The sequence below is a fragment of the Kitasatospora sp. NPDC023385 genome (assembly GCF_055664045.1).
In genome coordinates this window covers 274844-291224 of record NZ_JBVOOL010000001.1, presented here as the reverse complement: position 1 = coordinate 291224, position 16381 = coordinate 274844, and the positions used below count along the sequence as shown (strand labels likewise).

Sequence of the window (16381 nt, the reverse complement as noted above, 5' to 3'; positions counted from 1 at the left end):
TTCCGGCCGGTCGAGCCGTCCCCGTCGGAGCCGGTGGTGCGGTCGCTCACGGTGCCTGGAAGCCCGCCGCGGTCAGCACCTGCTTGGCCTCGGGCGACTGGACGTACACGACGAACGCGGCGGCGCCGTCCTTGTTCGGGGCCTTGGCGAGCGCGGCGATCGGGTAGTCGTTCACGGCCTTGTCGGCCTCGGGGAAGTCCACACCGTCGATCTTCGCAGCATCGGCCTGCACATCGGTCTTGTACACCAGCGAGGCGTCGACCTCGCCGAGCTCGACCTTGGTGAGCGCGCCCTTGACGTCCTGCTCCAGGGTGACCGGGGTGAGGTCGACGCCGGCGGCCCTGAGCGCGGTCAGGGCGGCGGCACCGCACGGCACCTCCTTCGCGCACAGTGCGACCTTCACGCCGGAACCGGTGAGGTCCTTGAGGCCCGCGACATGCTTGGGGTTGCCCTTGGGGACGGCGATGGTGAGCGTGTTCTTGACGAAGGTCGTCGGCTGGCCGCTCGCACCGCCCGCGTCGGTCACGGTCTTCATGGTGGCCGGGCTGGCGGCGGCGAACACGTCCGCCGGGGCACCGGAGTTGATGCTGGTCGCGAGGCTGGAACTGCCGCCGAAGTTGAAGGTGACCTTGGCACCCGGGTTGGCGGCCTCGAACTTCTTGCCGAGCTCGGTGAAGCTCTCCTTGAGCGACGCGGCGGCGAACACGGTGATGCTGCCGCCGGCCTTCGGCACGCCGCTGCCGGCTGCGGCTCCGGAGGCCGCCGTGGTGGGTGCGGCGCCGGAGGGGGAGGCGCCGGAGGACTTGCCGCCGTCGCTGCCGCAGGCGGTGACCCCGAGGCTGAGGACGAGGGCCGCAGCGGCGGCGACGGCGAGTCTGCGGGTGGTGGTGGTCGTACGGGTGCTCATCGGTGCTTCCCCTCCGGGGTGCGCGCCGGAAGGGGCGCGGAGGCCTGACCGCACGTGCGGCCATTACGGCGATCATAGTGCCGCAAATGCGAGCGATAAATCCTCTGTTACTTCGCACAGGCGGGGCCTGGAGCGGCCTCGGACCTGCTGTGGGATGGCTCAAACGAGGGGCGGGCGGCGCGGACGTCGCGGGCGGTCGGCGCGGGCGGTCGGGGGCGGTCGCCGGGGTGGTGCGGGCCATTGCGGGGGAGCGCGGAAATTGCGTCGCGCCGTCGGGGTCGAGCGGCCAGAGTGATCCCCGTCCGTACACCCGGCTGGGCCGCACAGGAGTGCCGCCGCGGTCGGGCCAAGGGGAGGAGTCCGTCCATGTCCACGCTGCGCGTCACCGCCGAGAAGCTGACCATCCTGGAGCACCCGAACGCCGATGCCCTGGAGCTCGCCCAGGTCGGCCTCTACCGGGCGGTGGTCGCGAGAGGCGTCTACCGGACCGGGGACTACGCCGTATACATCCCCGAACAGTCCGTCCTCCCGGGCGAGTTGATCGAGGAGCTGGGGCTGACCGGCAAGCTGGCCGGGGCCCAGGCGAACCGGGTGAAGGCGGTACGGCTGCGCGGAGAGCTCTCCCAGGGCATCGTCTGCCGCCCCGCCGCGCTCTCCGGTGCCGACCTGGCCGCCGCCGCCGAGCACGGCGAGGACTTCGCCGAACTGCTCGGAGTGGTCAAGTGGCAGCCGCCGGTGCCGACGTCGATGAACGGCGAGGTGGTCAGCGCCCCGGACCTGCTGCCCTGGGTCGACATCGAGAACCTCAAGCGCTACCCCGACATCTTCGCGCCTGGCGAGCCGGTGGTGCTGACCGAGAAGCTGCACGGCAGCTGCTGCCTGGTCACGTACACCGCCGCCACCGGCGACGTGCAGGTGTCCTCCAAGGGGATCGGCGCCCAGGGGCTGGCGCTGGCCGAGGACGAGCGCAACCTCTACTGGCGGGCCGTGCGCGCGTACGACATCCCGGCGGTGGCGGCCCGGTTGGCGGAGCGCCTCGGCGCCGAGCGGATCGGCATCTTCGGCGAGGTCTTCGGCGAGGGCGTGCAGGATCTGAGCTACGGGGCCTCCGCGCGCACCGGGCGGCCCGGCTACGCGGCGTTCGACGTGTCGGCCCTGGTGGACGGGAAGCCGACCTGGCTGTCCGCCGCCGAACTGCTGGACGGCCAGCTGCCGTTGGTGCCGGAACTGTGGCGGGGGCCGTTCGACCCGGAGACCGTGCTGGGGTACGCCGGGGGCAAGGAGACCTACTCCGGGCGCGGACTCCACGTGCGCGAGGGCGTAGTGGTGCGGCCCGTGACCGAGCGCTGGAGCCTACTGCTCGGCGGGCGGGCGATCGCCAAGGTGGTCGGCGACGCCTACCTGACGCGCAAGGGCGGCACCGAGTACGAGTAGGCCGTACGCACGAGGGTTCATCGGAGAGATAACAGAAAACAGCTGACAGCTGACAGATGATGAAATCTGTCAGCTGTCATCCGCCGTGGCGGCCCGGCGGATGGTCAGCTGTGCCACTGGAAGACGATCTTCGTCCAGCTCGACCCCGGGCAGTTGCCCCAGACGTCCCACGCCTGCGGCCGGGCGCCGATCCACAGGCCGGTGCTGTGCGAGCCGTCGGCACAGTAGGTGATGGTGCGCAGCTGCCCGGAGTAGACGTTGCAGTAACCCACCCAGCGCCAGCCGTAGTTCGCCGTGATGACGCAGCGGTAGGGCGAGGCGGCGACGGTGTTCGAGGCCGCGACGGCTCCGGGGGTGACGGTCTGGTCGGGGGCGGGCGCCGCCGCGGCCGGCAGCGTGGTGGCCCCGAGGGCGCCGAGGGTGGCGGCGGCGGCCATCCCGAACGTGGCGATCTTGCGGGCGATGTGACCTCGCATGGTGGTTCTCCTTGCTGACGTACCCGTCGGGCGGAGCGTCCCGGTCGTCGAGGGTCTGCGGCGGGGGTGAATTCCCGCCTCTCGCACGGCCGGTGACGTATAGCACACGAATGACTGCGCACGGTGAGACGACGAACTATCATGTGACCTGTATCACAACGCGTCCGCCGGGCCGTGACCAGGCCCGATCGGGCGTTCGGGGTGCCGATTCCCGGGGAGAGCGGCATGGCGGATTGCAGCGGTCGGAGTGCGGGCGGCGGCGGGCTGGGAAAGACTTCGGCCCGCGCGTGGGCGACGGTCAACCAGCCGAATTCAACCGGCTGTTCACCGAACTGCTGCCCAGGCTCCAGCAGGCGGCCGTCTCACTCACCGGAAGTCCGCTTGCCGCCGGGGACATCGTTCACGACGCGTACCTGCGGATCGCCCGCCGGCCCGAGCGCTTCCTCGGCCATCCGCAGCCGTACGCCTACGCGTTCACCACGATGGTGAACATCCTGCGCGACCAGTGGCGCCGGGAGCGCCGCAGGGTCGCGATGCCCGAGGTCCCGGAGGCGGGCGAGGGGGTCGAGCGGAGCCATACGGCATCCGATCCGCGGGCGGGCGGGGTGGCCGAGCTGCAGGCGCGGTGGGAGGTGCTCCGGCTGCTGGGCTTCCTGACCGCCAAGCAGGCCCGCGCGGTGGTGCTGGTGGACCTGGACGGCTACAGCATCGACGAGGCCGCCGAACTGCTCGGCCTGCACCGCAGCACCCTGGCCGTCACCCGGCGCCGCGCCCACGGTCGGCTGCGCGCCGTCCTCGAACGGGAGCACGAGCGGGGTCGGGGCTAGCGGTCGCCCCGCGGAGGGTGCGGGCGAGGCCGACGCACCGAGCTGACGGCAAGTCGGCTGATGCGCGGCCCCAGGCCCGTACGCTGAAAATCGTGATCACGTACGAAGACCACCGCCTGCGCGCCCTGGCCGAGGACGGCCGCTGGCACGAGCTGCTCGCCGCCTACCGGCAGGGCCGGGCAGCCGCCGTGGCCGAGGCGGGGGACGAGGCCGCGGCGGCCCTGACCGCGCCGCTCGGCCATCTGATCGCCTACGCGGCGCCGCCCGAGCTGGCCGTCCGACTGTTCGACCGGGACGGCGGCGAGGGGACGGTCGCCGGGGTGGCCGACCACGACGCCGGTCCGCTCTGGGAGGTCCTGGCGACCCGGCACTCCTGGCTGCGGCTGGCCCCGCTGCTCGGCCCCGCGCCGGTGCGCCGACTCGTCGCGCACACCCGGGTGCTGCTCGGCGAGGACCTCTCGAACGGCGCCGAGCCCGATCCGGAGAGTGTGCCACTGCGGCTGGAGCCGTGGGAGGCGGCGGGGTGGGAGGAGGCGGCGCGGGTGCGCGAGTACCTGCCCGGCGGGGGAGCGCGCTGCGCGCTGCTGACCCTGCCCGCCAGCCGCGAGGGCCTGGGCGAGGTGGAACTGCCGACGCCGGTGGAGCGGACGGACGTACGGCCCGACGGGCAGCGGATCGCCCGGGCGCTGGACGCACTGGGCGCGCTGGCGCCGTGGGCGCAGGTGGTCTGCGTCCGGGGCCAGGCCCCACTGGCGGCCGCCCTGCTGGCCCGGGGCCGGCGGGTGGTCGGCGGGTACCTGCCGTTCGCCCTCGCCTACCCGGCGCTGGTACGCGCCGCCGCCGTCGGACGGACCCAGGGCTGCGCGCACGGGCGGCTGGGACTGTGGCGCGCGCTGGCCGCGATGGCGGGGGCGGACGGGCCGGACCCGGGCGAGGTGAACGCCCTGGTGGCCCGGATGCGCTGCTTCACCTGGCAGGAGCCGTCCGCCGGGCTGCACCACCTGCACCTCGCGCTGGAGGATCCGGCCAGCGGGGTGGCCTGGGCGGTCAGCGGCTCGCAGGAGCTGTGACGCCACAGGCCGCGGCAGCCGGGGACTGAGGAAGCCCAAGGGCCGGGGAAAAGGAGGCCCCCGGCCCGGCGCCGTTTCCGGGGGTGGGGGAGGCGCCGAACCGGGGGAGCGGGGTGTGCCGTCGCTCAGGCGGCGGCGGGCGTGGCGCCCTGGGCGGGGACCGCCTCTGGCGCGGCGTCTGGGGCGGCGTCCGGCTCGCTGTCGGCTCCCGGCGCGCCCTCGGCTGCCGGGTTCCCGGCTCCGTGGCCGTCGACCAGCGTCAGCTCGTCGAACGGCAGCTCGCCGGCCAGCACCCGCTGGGCGCGTTCGGCGTCGAGTTCGCCGGTCCAGCGCCCGATCAGCACGGTCGCGACGGCGTTGCCCGCGAAGTTGGTGAGCGCCCGGGCCTCGGACATGAAGCGGTCGATGCCGACGATCAGGCCGACGCCGTCCACCAGCGCGGGCTTGTGCGACTGCAGTCCGCCGGCCAGGGTGGCCAGGCCGGCGCCGGTGACCCCGGCGGCGCCCTTGCTCGCGATCACCATGAACACCAGCAGCGAGAGCTGTTCGCCGATCGACATCGGCTTGTCCATCGCCTCGGAGATGAAGATCGACGCCATGGTGAGGTAGATCGCGGTGCCGTCGAGGTTGAAGCTGTAGCCGGTCGGCACGGTGATGCCGACGACCGGCCGGCTGACGCCGAGGTGCTCCATCTTGGCGATGAGGCGGGGCAGGGCGCTCTCGGAGGAGGAGGTGGAGAGGATGAGCAGGAACTCGCGGCCGAGGTACTTCAGCAGCGCGAACACGTTGATCCCGGCGACCACGCGGAGCAGCGCGCCCAGCACCACGACGACGAACAGCGCGCAGGTCAGGTAGAAGCCGATCATGATGACGGCGAGGCTCTTCAGGGCGGCCGTGCCGGTGGCCCCGACCACGGCCGCCATCGCCCCGAAGGCGCCGATCGGCGCGACCCACATGATCATCGCCATGACGCGGAAGACCAGCCGCTGCACGTGCTCGATCCCGCGCAGCACCGGGGCGCCGACCGGGCCCATCGCCTGCAGGGCGAAGCCGGTGAGCAGGGCGACCAGCAGGGTCTGCAGCACCTTGCCCTGGGTGAGGGCCGACAGCATGGTGTCGGGGATCATCCCGAGCAGGAAGTCGGCGGTGGACTGGGCGCCGCCGGCGGCCGCCTGGGCGTGGCCGGACTTGGCGAGTGCGGCGGTCAGGTGAAGGCCGCTGCCGGGCTCCAGCAGGTTGCCGACGGCCAGGCCGATGGCCAGGGCGACGGTCGACATGGCGAGGAAGTAGCCGAGGGCGAGGCCGCCGACCTTGCCGACCTTCGCGGCCTTGGTCACCGAGCCGATGCCCAGCACGATGGTGCAGAAGATGACCGGGCTGATCATCATCTTGATCAGGTTGACGAAACCGGTGCCGACCGGCTTGAGCTCCACGGCGAAGCCGGGGGCGGCCAGCCCGACCACCACGCCCGCGACCACCGCGGCGATCACGGCGAGGTAGAGGTAGTGGGTCCGGTCCTTGCGTCTGGGTGGCCCCGCCGTTGCGGCTCCAGCGATCGACATCTGCGGCTCCTTCGCCCTGCAGTCCTGGCGGCCCCGGGTGGTGGGCCGCTCCGACTATGGGCCCCGGGCGTGACGGAGGTCACGTTTGCGTTCATAGAGTTCACCATCGGTGCACCCGGGTCGCCCGGGCGGACCGTGGTGCACACTGGCTCACATGTCCGAGCGCACCACCCCCGCCCGCTCGCTCCGCCGGTGGCCCCTCCTGTCGAGTCGGCTGGTCCGCAGCCTGGCCGGGCAGCTGTTCGTCGTCCAGGTGGTGATCGTCGCCGCGGTGGTCGCGGGCGGCGCGGTGCTCGCGTACCTCTTCACCGCCGGGCGCGCCGAGGACGCGGCCCGGCGCGAAGTCACCGCCGTCGCCCACGCCGTCGCGGACTCGCCGTCCGTCCGCGCCGCCGTCACCGGGCCGGACCCGACCGCCGTCCTCCAGCCGTACGTCGAGCAGGTGCGCACGGACACCGGGGTCTCCTTCATCACCGTCATGGACACCGACGGCGTGCGCTGGACCCACCCTCTGCCCGAGCAGATCGGCAAGCGCTACCTCGGGCACATCGACTGGGCGCTCGCCGGGCAGACCCGCACCGAGACGTACACCGGCACGCTCGGCCCGTCCGTCCGGGTGGTCACACCGGTGTGGGACGACCGGCACCGGGTCGTCGCGCTGGTCAGCGCGGGCCGCACGGTCGAGTCGATCTCCGCGCAGCTGAGCGGCCCGCTGCTGGCCCTGGTCGGGGTGGCGGTCGCCGCCCTCGCGCTCGGCGGCGCCGGCACCTACCTCGCCAACTCCCGGCTGCGGCGGCACACCCACGGCATGGGGCCGGACGAGCTCAGCCACCTCTACGAGTACCACCAGGCCACGCTGCACTCGGTGCGGGAGGGGCTGGTCCTGCTCGACCGCTCGCACCGGGTCGTGCTGTGCAACGACGCCGCCCGCGAACTGCTCGGCCTGGCAGGCGACGTGGACGGTCGGCCGGTGGCGGACCTGGGCCTGCCGGAGGCGCTGGTGGCGGCCGTGCTGGGCGAGGAGCCGGTCCGGGACGAGGTGCACCTGACCGCCGAACGGGTCGTGGTGCTCAACACCTCCACCATCGGCACCGGTCTCGGCCGGGTGGTCACCCTCCGGGACCACACCGAACTGCAGGCACTCAGCGGCGAGTTGGACTCCGTGCGCGGCTTCACCGAAGCGCTCGGCGCGCAGGCCCACGAGGCCGCCAACCGGCTGCACGCGGTCGTCTCACTGATCGAACTCGGCCGCCACGAACAGGCGGTGGAGTTCGCCACCGCCGAGCTCGAACTCGCCCAGCAGCTCACCGACCGGGTGGTCGCGGCGGTGAGCGAGCCGGTGCTGGCCGCGCTGCTGCTCGGCAAGGCGGCCCAAGCCGCCGAACGCGGCGTGGAGTTGACCCTCGCCGAGGACAGCCGGATCGACGACGGGGTGCTGCCGGCCGGGCTCTCCGCGCGGGACCTGATCACCGTGCTCGGCAACCTGATCGACAACGCCGTGGACGCCGCCATCGCCGGGTCCGCGCAGAGCCCCGTCCCACCGGAGGTCACCGTCACGGCGCGGATCGACGGGGACGGCACCCCCGGCGCGTGCCTGCTGCTGCGGGTCGCCGACACCGGCGCGGGCATCGACCCGGCCGCCGTCGAGGACGTGTTCCGACGCGGCTGGAGCACCAAGCAGGACGGCCGGGGGCACGGCCTCGGGCTGGCCCTGGTCGCCCAGACCGCCCGGCGCAACGGCGGCACCGTCGAGGTCGGCCGGGAACGCGGGGCGATGCTCACGGTCCGGCTGCCGCTGGCCGGCCGACCGGGGGAGCCGGGCGGGGGCGGGCGGGTCGAGGGCGGGCGGGCCGGAGGCGGGTGGGCAGAGCCCGAGCGCGAAGGGCGAGTGGCGGCTGGGCGCGAGCGGGCCGGGCGCGAGCGGGAAGGGGCGCCGTCATGACCGCGCGCGCCGAAGCCGGAGCGGCGGGCATCTCCGTCCTGATCGTCGAGGACGACCCGGTGGCCGCCGCCGCCCACACCCTGTACGTCGAGCGCGAACCCGGCTTCCACGCCGCCGGTACGGTCCACAGCTGCGCCGACGCGCTGCGCTTCCTGGACCGGGCCCGCGCCGCCGGGGCCCCCGTCGACCTCACCCTGCTCGACCTCTACCTGCCGGACGGCCACGGGCTGCAGCTGTGCCGCACCCTGCGCGCCGTCGGCCACAGCACCGACGTCATCGCGGTGACCTCCGCCCGCGACCTCGCCATGGTCCGGCAGGCCGTCTCGGCGGGCGTCGTGCAGTACCTGCTGAAACCGTTCAGCGCCGCCGCCCTGCACGACCGCCTGGAACGCTACGCCCGCTACCGCGACAGCCTCGGACGCACCGGCGAGGCAACTGGCCAGGACGAGGTCGACCAGGCGTTCGCCCTGCTCCGGACGCCCGAGCGCAGCACCCTGCCCAAGGGGCTGAGCGCGCCCACCCTGGACACCGTCGTCTCGGTGCTGCGGGACGCCGCGACCGGGCTGTCGGCGGCTGCCGCGGGCGCCGCCGCCGGGGTCTCGCGGATCACCGCGCGCCGCTACCTGGAGCACCTGGTGGACACCGGACGGGCGGTGCGGGAGCCCCAGTACGGGAGTGTCGGGCGGCCGGAGCTCTGCTACCGGTGGCGGGCGAAGCCCTGACGGCTCCGGCGGCCGGGGGCGTTGCCTGGCGTGACCTTCCAGAGCGTGGCTTTTCGGGGCGTGACCTTTCGGCGCGGCAGTCGTTGGAGGACGCGGGGGAACGTGGGGGACGTTCACTCGCTCGGGTGGTTGTGGGCGCCCCGCAGGCGTTCCGCCAGGCCAGGAGCGATAAAGTTAGGCTTACCTAACTTCTTGGGGGTTTGTCGTGTCGCTCGCTGCCGTACCTGCCCAGGCCGCCTCCGGCGCCCCGACCACGGCCGGCGCCCCGGCGCCGACCCCCGCCGGCGGTGAAGCCATCCTGCGCCGTCAGCGCGTCCGCGAATCCGCCGCCAGAACGTACGCCCGCTCCTTCCCGATCGTCCCGGTCCGCGCCAACGGCATGACCGTCGAAGGCGCCGACGGGCGGCGCTACCTCGACTGCCTGTCCGGCGCCGGCACGCTCGCCCTCGGCCACAACCACCCCGTCGTGCTGGAGGCCATCCGCCGTACCCTCGACAGCGGCGCCCCACTCCACCTCCTGGACCTCGCCACCGCCGAGAAGGACGACTTCACCAGCGCGCTCTTCGAGAGCCTGCCCGCCGAGTTCGCCGCCCGCGCCCGGGTGCACTTCTGCGGCCCGGCCGGCACGGACGCCGTCGAGGCCGCGCTCAAGCTGATGCAGACCGCCACCGGCCGCTCCGGCGCGCTCGCCTTCACCGGCGGCTACCACGGCATGACCGCCGGCGCCCTCGCGCTCAGCGGCAACGTCGCGGTCAAGGAACCGCTGCCCAGCGGCGGCGACGTCGTCCGGCTGCCCTACCCGTACGGCTACCGCTGCCCCTTCGGCGTCGGCGGCGAGGCGGGCACCGAACTCGGCGCGACGTACGTCGAGCGGCTGCTGGACGACCCGTCGGGCGGCGTGGTGCCGCCCGCGGCGATGGTGCTGGAAGCCGTCCAGGGCGAGGGCGGCGTCGTGCCCGCGCCCGACGGCTGGCTGCGCGCCATGCGCCGGATCACCGCCGAACGCGGCATCCCGCTGATCGTCGACGAGGTGCAGACGGGCGTCGGCCGCACCGGCGCGATGTGGGCCGTCGAGCACAGCGGCATCGTCCCGGACGCCATGGTCCTCTCCAAGGCCATCGGCGGCAGCCTGCCGCTCGCCGTCGTCGTCTACCGCGAGGACTACGACGGCTGGCGGCCCGGCGCCCACACCGGCACCTTCCGCGGCAACACCCTCGCCATGGCCGCCGGCGCCGCGACCCTGCGCCACGTCGCGGCGCACGGGCTCGCCGAGCGCGCGGCCGCCGTCGGCGAGCGGATGGCGGCCCGACTGCGCGAACTCGCGGGCGAACTGCCGGTGATCGGCGACGTGCGCGGCCGGGGGCTGATGCTCGGGATCGAACTGGTCGACCCGGCGGCCCGGGCCGACGCCTGCGGCGCCCACCCGGCGGACCCGGCGCTCGCCGTACGGGTGCGGGAGGCGTGCCTGGAGCGAGGCCTGATCGTCGAACTCGGCGGACGCCACGACGCGGTGCTGCGGCTGCTCCCGCCGCTCACCATCACGGACGAGCAGGTCACGGCGGTGCTGGACCGGCTGGCGGAGGCGATCGCGGCCGCCTCCGCTCCCGGGGCGGGCACGGCCTCCGCGGCTGGCGCGGCGGGGCTGTCCGCTGCGGCGAACGGGGCGGGGAGGGGGGAGCGGTGAGCGGGCTCGGGTCCGGTCCGGTCGGGCTGCCGGGGGGCGAGGTCCCGGCGGACGCCCTGGCGGGCGGTGCCGGCGGCCCCGGCGCGCTCGGACCCCTGCTGGCCACCGTCCTGGACGCCCTCGACGCGGGCATCGCCATGCGCTCCGGACCACTGCCGGCAGGCAGCCCGGCCGAGATCGCCGCGCTGGTCGGCGACGCCCTCGCCGCCGCCGACGGGCGCGGCGCGCTCGCCCGGCTCACCGAACTCCTCGCCTACGGCGCCGCCGACCCCGCCGACCCGGCCTGCGCAGCGCACCTGCACTGCCCGCCGCTCGCCGTCGCCGCCGCGGCGGACCTCGCCGTGAGCGCCCTCAACCCCTCCCAGGACTCCTGGGACCAGGCCCCCGCGGCCACCGCCCTGGAAACCTCGCTGCTCGCCGAACTCGCCGAACTGGTCGGCTACGACCCGCGGCGCGCCGCCGGAGTCCTCACCTCCGGCGGCACCGAGTCCAACCTGATGGGGCTCATGCTGGCGCGCGACCAGAAGCTCGACGGCATCGTCGAACTGGACGGCCTCCCGGCCGGCGTCCGCCCCTGCATCCTCGCCTCCGAGGCCGCGCACTTCTCCGTCCAGCGCGCCGCCGCGCTGCTCGGGCTCGGCGAACGGGCCGTCGTCCCCGTCCCGGTCGACCGGCAACTCCGCATGCGTGAAAGCGAGTTGGAACGGGCACTGGCTGAGGCCGGCTGGACCGGCCGGACCCCGATCGCCGTGGTCGCCACCGCCGGCACCACCGACACCGGAGCGATCGACCCCCTCACGGCAGCCGCCGACCTCGCCGCCCGGTACAGCGCCTGGCTGCACGTGGACGCCGCGTACGGCGGCGGGGCACTCCTCTCCGACCGGCTCGCCCCGCTGCTCGACGGCATCGCCCGCGCCGACTCGGTCTCCCTCGACTGGCACAAACTCGGCTGGCAGCCGGCCGCCGCCGGGGTCTTCCTCGTCCGCCGCGCCGAAACCTACGTCTCGCTCGCCCGCCGCGCCGAATACCTCAACCCGGTCGACGACGAGCAGGCCGGCTACCCCAGCCTGCTCGGCCGCTCCCTGCGCACCACCCGCCGTGCCGACGCCTTCAAACTCGCCGTCACCCTGCGCACCCTCGGCCGCGACGGCCTCGGCCGCCTCGTCGACGCCTGCCACGACCTGGCCCACGCGGCCGCCGACGCCGTCCGCGCCGACCCCTCGCTCGAACTCCACGCCGAGCCCGTCCTCACGGCCGTCCTCTTCCGCTACCGCCCACCCGGCGTGACGGACGAGGCGGCGCTGGACGAGATGAACGGCCGACTGCGGCGCCTGCTGCTGCGCACCGGCCGGGCCGTGGTCGGCCGTACGGAGCTGCCGGGGGCCGGGCCGGGCCGGGTCCGGCTGAAGCTCACGCTGCTCAACCCGCACACCACGGCGGGGGAGGTCGGCACGCTGCTGCGGGAGGTGGTCGGCGCGGGCCGCAAGGTGGCGGGGGAACGCGCGGGGTAGGAGCGGGGGCAGGCAGGGGCGCTGCTGAAGGGGCGCTACTGGGGGGTGCTGTTGAAAGGCGCTCGGCCCCGGCGCCGTCAGTCGCCGAGGAGCACTTTGCGGGTGAGTTCCCAGGTGTCGGGGTCGGCGGCGACCAGGAGACCGTCCTCGCAGCCGGGGGCCTCCGGACGGTACGGGGTGCCGTCCAGACGCGCCGACATGCCGCCCGCCTCGGTGACGAGCAGGGAGCCCGGGGCGTGATCCCAGGGAAGGGTGCGCCAGTAGAGCAGGAAGTCGAAACGGCCCTCGACGAGGTCGGGGTACTCGATCCCGGCGGCATGCCGGCCCGGGGTGATCTCGCCGAAGGCCGAGACGTTGGCCTGCAGCCGGGCGCGGTGGGCGGGGTCGAGGTAGCGGCTCTTCACCGAGCCGCGCAGCTTCGTGGCGTCCCGCGGTGCGGGCGGGCGGGTGAGGCGCTCGCCGTCGCGCCAGGCACCGGAGCCCAGCTCGGCGCGGTAGGCGGTGGCGGTGGCGGGCTGCCAGATCCAGGAGGCGACCGTCCGGCCGTCGCGGACGAGCGAGCACATCACGGCGTACTCGGGGCGGCCGGCGACGAAGTTCGCGGTGCCGTCGACCGGGTCGACCAGCCAGGCGGCGGGCTCGTCGTGGAGGGCCTGGGCGAGCGAGGGATCAGCGGAGACCGCCTCCTCGCCGACCACGGGGACCGGCAGCAGCTCGTACAGGCGGCGGGCGATGATGGCCTCGGCCTCCCGGTCGGCGACCGTCACGACCTCGCCGGGCGCCTTCTCCATCACCTCGCCGGCGGCCAGCGCCCGGAAGCGCGGCTCCACCACCTCGGCCGAAGCCTCGGCGAGTATCTCCGCCACCTTGTCCATCAGCACGTTTGCGCTCCCTTCGCTGCCTACCACTCTCCCATGAGTGCGGGAAGAGGGCGGGCGGGGGACGGGGGCTGCGGGGCGAGGGCTATGGGGTTGGGGCGTGGGCGAGGGCGAGCCGGCCGCGAACAGGAAACAGATGACAGATTTCAGCTGACAGATTTTGAAATCTGTCAGCTGAAATCTGTTCGTCGCAGGTTGTCGCCTCGCCCCGTCGCGTCTCGCCCCTTCGCGCGGCTCCGCCTCCCGTCAGCCGCCCAGGTAATGGAAGCCGGGCCGGGGGTGCATCAGGAACTCGTGGTGCGAGATGTTCCACCCGTACGCACCCGCCATGGCGAACAGCACGCGGTCCGCCGCCCGCAACCCGTCCGCGCCGTCGGCCGCGCGGGCGAGGACGTCCTTGGGCGTGCACAGCTGCCCGGCCAGGGTGGCGCGGCCGGTGGTGACGGCGGGGCGCGGCCACGGGTGCGGCCAGGCGGACACCGGCAGGACCTCGAAGGGCTGGGAGTGCCCTCGGGTCGCGGGGGTGCGCAGGTGGTGGGTGCCGCCGCGGACCACGGCGAAGTCCTCGCCGTGGCTCTGCTTCACGTCCAGCACCTCGGTCGCGTACCAGCCGCAGTAGGCGGTCAGCGCCCGGCCCGGCTCGATCCGCAGGGTGAGTCCGGGGTGGGCGTCGAGCAGCTTGGCCAGGCCTTCGCCGAAGGCCGTCCAGTCGAAGCGCGCGGCCGGGTCCTCGTAGTCCACGGCCATTCCGCCGCCGATGTTGACCTCCTCCAGTGGGAAGCCGTGCCGCTCGGCGAGCGCCGCCGACCAGGCGACGATCTGCGCGGCCACCGCCAGCTGCTCGGTCGCCGCGAGCCCGCTCGCCAGGTGGGCGTGCACGCCGCGCAGCCGCAGCTGCCGCCCCAGCGGGCCGTCGCCGGTGAGCAGCCGGACGCACTCCTCGGCCTGCTCGGGGTCGAGGCCGAACGGCGTCGGTCGTCCGCCCATCGCGAGCGGTACCGCGTCGAGCGCATCCGTGGTGACCGCCAGGTTGACCCGCAGCAGCACGTCCACGGTCGTGTCCGGCCGGTCCGCGAGGACGGCGGCGAGCCGGTGCAGCTCCTGCTCGCTCTCGATGTGCCAGCGGTGCACCCCGCCCCCGCCCCCGCCCCCGATCCCGCTCCCGCTCCCGCTCCCGCTCCCGATCCCGTTCCCGGTCACGGTCGCGACTGCGGCCTCGATCTCGGCCGGGGTCTTGCCCGGCCCGCCGAAGGCCAGCGGCGCGTCCGGCACGGCGGCCCGCACGTGCGCCAACTCTCCTCCGCTGGACACCTCGTAGCCGTCGACCGCGTCGCGCAGCGCGGTCAGCAGTGGCGCCTCCGGGTTGGCCTTGGCCGCGTAGTACAGCTCGACCTGCTCGGGCAGCGCGGCCCGGATGGCGGCGGCGTGCTCGCGCAGCGCGGCCAAGTCGTAGATGTAGGCGGGCAGTTCTTCGGGTGCGAGGGCGGCGGCGTGGTTGCGGACGGTCTCGGACATCAGGCGGTGCTCCCGGCGGGAAGGCGAACGGGCAGGTCGGCGGGGGTGCCGGCGGGCAGTCCGGCGGGCATGCGGGAGGGCATTCGGGAGGCCTCGGCGAGGACGGAGCCGGCCAGCGGGGACGGCAGCCGGACGTAGCCGGCCTCGCGGTCGGCCTTGCGCTCCCAGCGGGTCAGCAGGTTGGCCTTGGCGGGCAGCGGGACGCCGGCGAGCAGGGCGCTCAGCCGGGGCGGGCAGCCGTGGGCGGCGGCGTACTCCTCCAGGGTGTCCCGGACGGCCTGCCAGAGCGCGCACTCCAGCTCGGGGTGGCGGTCGGCGAGCGCGGCGAGCAGTTCGGAGACGTGGTTGACCAGCAGGCAGTAGACCACCCGGTCCCAGCCACGCTCGGCGTCGTACGTCATCGGGCCGGCGACCTCGGGCGGGAGCGCGGCGAGGATGTCGGCGTTGTGCTCGGGGACGAGCTTGGTGCCCTCCAGGTCGCGGAAGAGCACCTGGACGGGGTGCCCGGTGGCGTCGACGCCGATGAGCACGTTCTGCAGGTGCGGCTCCAGCACCACGCCGTGGTCGAAGTAGGCGGCCAGGACGGGCGGGAGGAGCAGTCGCAGGTAGGCGCGCCACCAGCGGAGTGCCGCCGGGCCGGCCGCGGTCCCGGGCACAGGTCCTTCCGTGGGCCCGTTCGCGGGTGCGTCCGCGGGTGCGTCTGCCGAGCGGTCCCAACTTCCGTCCAGAAGACGGGAGATGTGTGCGGAACTGGTCGGGTGTTCGTCGGCGACGGCGGCCGCGAGCAGCGGGGTGACGCCGGGGCGCAGGACGCCGCCGAAGCCTTCGCGGACGATCAGGCCGAAGCCCTCGTACAGTGCCAGGTCGGGGCGGCCGTCGGCCCCGGGCAGGGCGAGGGTGCGGAAGGCGGGTTCGCGCAGCATCGCGGCGTCGGGGAAGCGCCGGGCGAGGTCGGCGAGCGCGGGGGCGAGCAGCCGGGTGAGTGCGACGGCGCCGCTGAGTTCGTAAGCCGCGTTCTTGCGCAGGCAGTTGGTGATGCGCACGTTGAGGCTGAACTTGAGGAAGGCGTCGGCGCCGTGCAGGGTTCGCACCGAGGCGGTGGCGGTGAACCGCTCGCCGCGCGGGCCGAGGTCGAGGACGTCGCCCCGGGCCATGGCGTCGCGCAACAGCGGGTGGTCGCCGATGAGTTGGTACTGCCAGGGGTGGACGGGCAGCAGCCGGTAGCCGTCCGGCACCTCACCGAGCCCGTCCAGCAGGGCGCTGACGCCGTCGTCCAGCGACTCCTCGGCGAGCAGTCCGGCGCGGACGGCGAGGTGGCGCAGCGGGAAGGCCGCGCGGGACTCGGGCACGTACTGGCGCCAGTCACCGCGGGCGGCGGAGCGGGACTTGGGGGCGGGGTGGAAGCGGTGGCCGAACAGCAGTGCCTGCTCGGACTCCAGGTAGCGGTCGTCCTCGGCGGCCGGACGGCTGTCCAGGCCCTGGCGGACGCCGTGGTGGCTGGACGCCACCTGATCGAGGAACTCCTCGTTCACCGTGCCGGTGCGCAGTTCCAGTTCGCCCTGGACGTATTCGGCCAACTCGTGCCAGCCCAACTCGTGCCAGTCGCCGCCGTCCTGTTCGACCTCCACCGGCCCGGAGAAGCGGTGCGCGCCGAGCAGCGAGGTGCGGCGCAGGGCGACTCGCAGCAGGGCGCCGCGGCGGGGCAGGCGCAGCAGCAGGCGGCCGTCGTCGACGGCGGTCTGGTGCTCGGGCGCGGAGACCTCGCGCAGCAGGCAGTTCAGCAGGGTGTGGGCCACCGCATCGTCGGCGGTGGGGAGTTCGTGGTTCATCGGCTCACGGGTCATCGGCTCACA

Annotated in this window: 13 protein-coding genes; 7 read left to right on the top strand and 6 right to left on the bottom strand. The window is 74.3% G+C overall.

From position 1 onward, the window contains the following. Positions 1-46: 46 nt before the first annotated feature. Positions 47-907 carry a molybdate ABC transporter substrate-binding protein gene (gene modA, locus AC0B61_RS01260; RefSeq protein WP_471738508.1) on the bottom strand — a complete coding sequence of 287 codons (861 nt, stop codon included), beginning with the start codon at positions 905-907 and terminating at the stop codon, positions 47-49. A 366-nt stretch (positions 908-1273) separates the two neighbouring features. Between modA and AC0B61_RS01255 the strand changes: the two genes are divergently transcribed. Then, positions 1274-2341, top strand: a complete 1068-nt coding sequence (locus AC0B61_RS01255) for an RNA ligase (ATP) (RefSeq protein WP_471738507.1) — start codon at positions 1274-1276, stop codon at positions 2339-2341. Between the two features lie 104 nt (positions 2342-2445). On the opposite strand, the gene AC0B61_RS01250 is transcribed toward AC0B61_RS01255, so the two are convergent. Next, on the bottom strand, positions 2446-2817 hold the full coding sequence (locus tag AC0B61_RS01250) for a hypothetical protein (RefSeq protein ID WP_471738506.1): 372 nt from the start codon (positions 2815-2817) through the stop codon (positions 2446-2448). A 287-nt stretch (positions 2818-3104) separates the two neighbouring features. Here AC0B61_RS01250 and AC0B61_RS01245 point away from each other — a divergent pair, with 287 nt between their 5' ends. Beyond that, complete coding sequence (locus AC0B61_RS01245; RefSeq protein WP_471738505.1) at positions 3105-3644, top strand: RNA polymerase sigma factor; 540 nt, start codon at positions 3105-3107, stop codon at positions 3642-3644. A 92-nt stretch (positions 3645-3736) separates the two neighbouring features. Beyond that, positions 3737-4714, top strand: coding sequence for a hypothetical protein (locus AC0B61_RS01240; RefSeq protein WP_471738504.1), 978 nt, complete (start codon positions 3737-3739; stop codon positions 4712-4714). Between the two features lie 125 nt (positions 4715-4839). On the opposite strand, the gene AC0B61_RS01235 is transcribed toward AC0B61_RS01240, so the two are convergent. Beyond that, complete coding sequence (locus AC0B61_RS01235; protein ID WP_471738503.1) at positions 4840-6276, bottom strand: cation:dicarboxylate symporter family transporter; 1437 nt, start codon at positions 6274-6276, stop codon at positions 4840-4842. Positions 6277-6430: 154 nt separating this feature from the next. On the opposite strand from AC0B61_RS01235, the gene AC0B61_RS01230 reads away from it, so the two are divergent. From AC0B61_RS01230 to AC0B61_RS01215, 4 genes are all read left to right on the top strand, one after another. After that, positions 6431-8218 (top strand): sensor histidine kinase, encoded by a 1788-nt coding sequence (locus tag AC0B61_RS01230; RefSeq protein WP_471738502.1) that lies wholly within the window; start codon positions 6431-6433, stop codon positions 8216-8218. Next, positions 8215-8940, top strand: coding sequence for a response regulator (locus AC0B61_RS01225; RefSeq protein ID WP_471738501.1), 726 nt, complete (start codon positions 8215-8217; stop codon positions 8938-8940). Before AC0B61_RS01230 ends, AC0B61_RS01225 begins: the two co-directional genes overlap by 4 nt. Before the next feature lie 205 nt (positions 8941-9145). Next, positions 9146-10624 carry a diaminobutyrate--2-oxoglutarate transaminase gene (locus AC0B61_RS01220; protein ID WP_471738500.1) on the top strand — a complete coding sequence of 493 codons (1479 nt, stop codon included), beginning with the start codon at positions 9146-9148 and terminating at the stop codon, positions 10622-10624. Further along, positions 10621-12135 carry a pyridoxal phosphate-dependent decarboxylase family protein gene (locus AC0B61_RS01215; protein WP_471738499.1) on the top strand — a complete coding sequence of 505 codons (1515 nt, stop codon included), beginning with the start codon at positions 10621-10623 and terminating at the stop codon, positions 12133-12135. Before AC0B61_RS01220 ends, AC0B61_RS01215 begins: the two co-directional genes overlap by 4 nt. A gap of 77 nt (positions 12136-12212) precedes the next feature. Here AC0B61_RS01215 and AC0B61_RS01210 read toward each other — a convergent pair whose 3' ends face one another. The 3 genes from AC0B61_RS01210 to AC0B61_RS01200 form a co-directional block, all read right to left on the bottom strand. Then, a complete protein-coding gene (locus AC0B61_RS01210; RefSeq protein WP_471738828.1) occupies positions 12213-13010 on the bottom strand; it encodes an inositol monophosphatase family protein in 798 nt (265 codons plus the stop codon). A gap of 249 nt (positions 13011-13259) precedes the next feature. Beyond that, a complete protein-coding gene (locus tag AC0B61_RS01205; RefSeq protein WP_471738498.1) occupies positions 13260-14528 on the bottom strand; it encodes a type III PLP-dependent enzyme in 1269 nt (422 codons plus the stop codon). Beyond that, positions 14528-16372, bottom strand: a complete 1845-nt coding sequence (locus tag AC0B61_RS01200) for an IucA/IucC family protein (protein ID WP_471738827.1) — start codon at positions 16370-16372, stop codon at positions 14528-14530. Before AC0B61_RS01200 ends, AC0B61_RS01205 begins: the two co-directional genes overlap by 1 nt. Positions 16373-16381 lie beyond the last annotated feature (9 nt).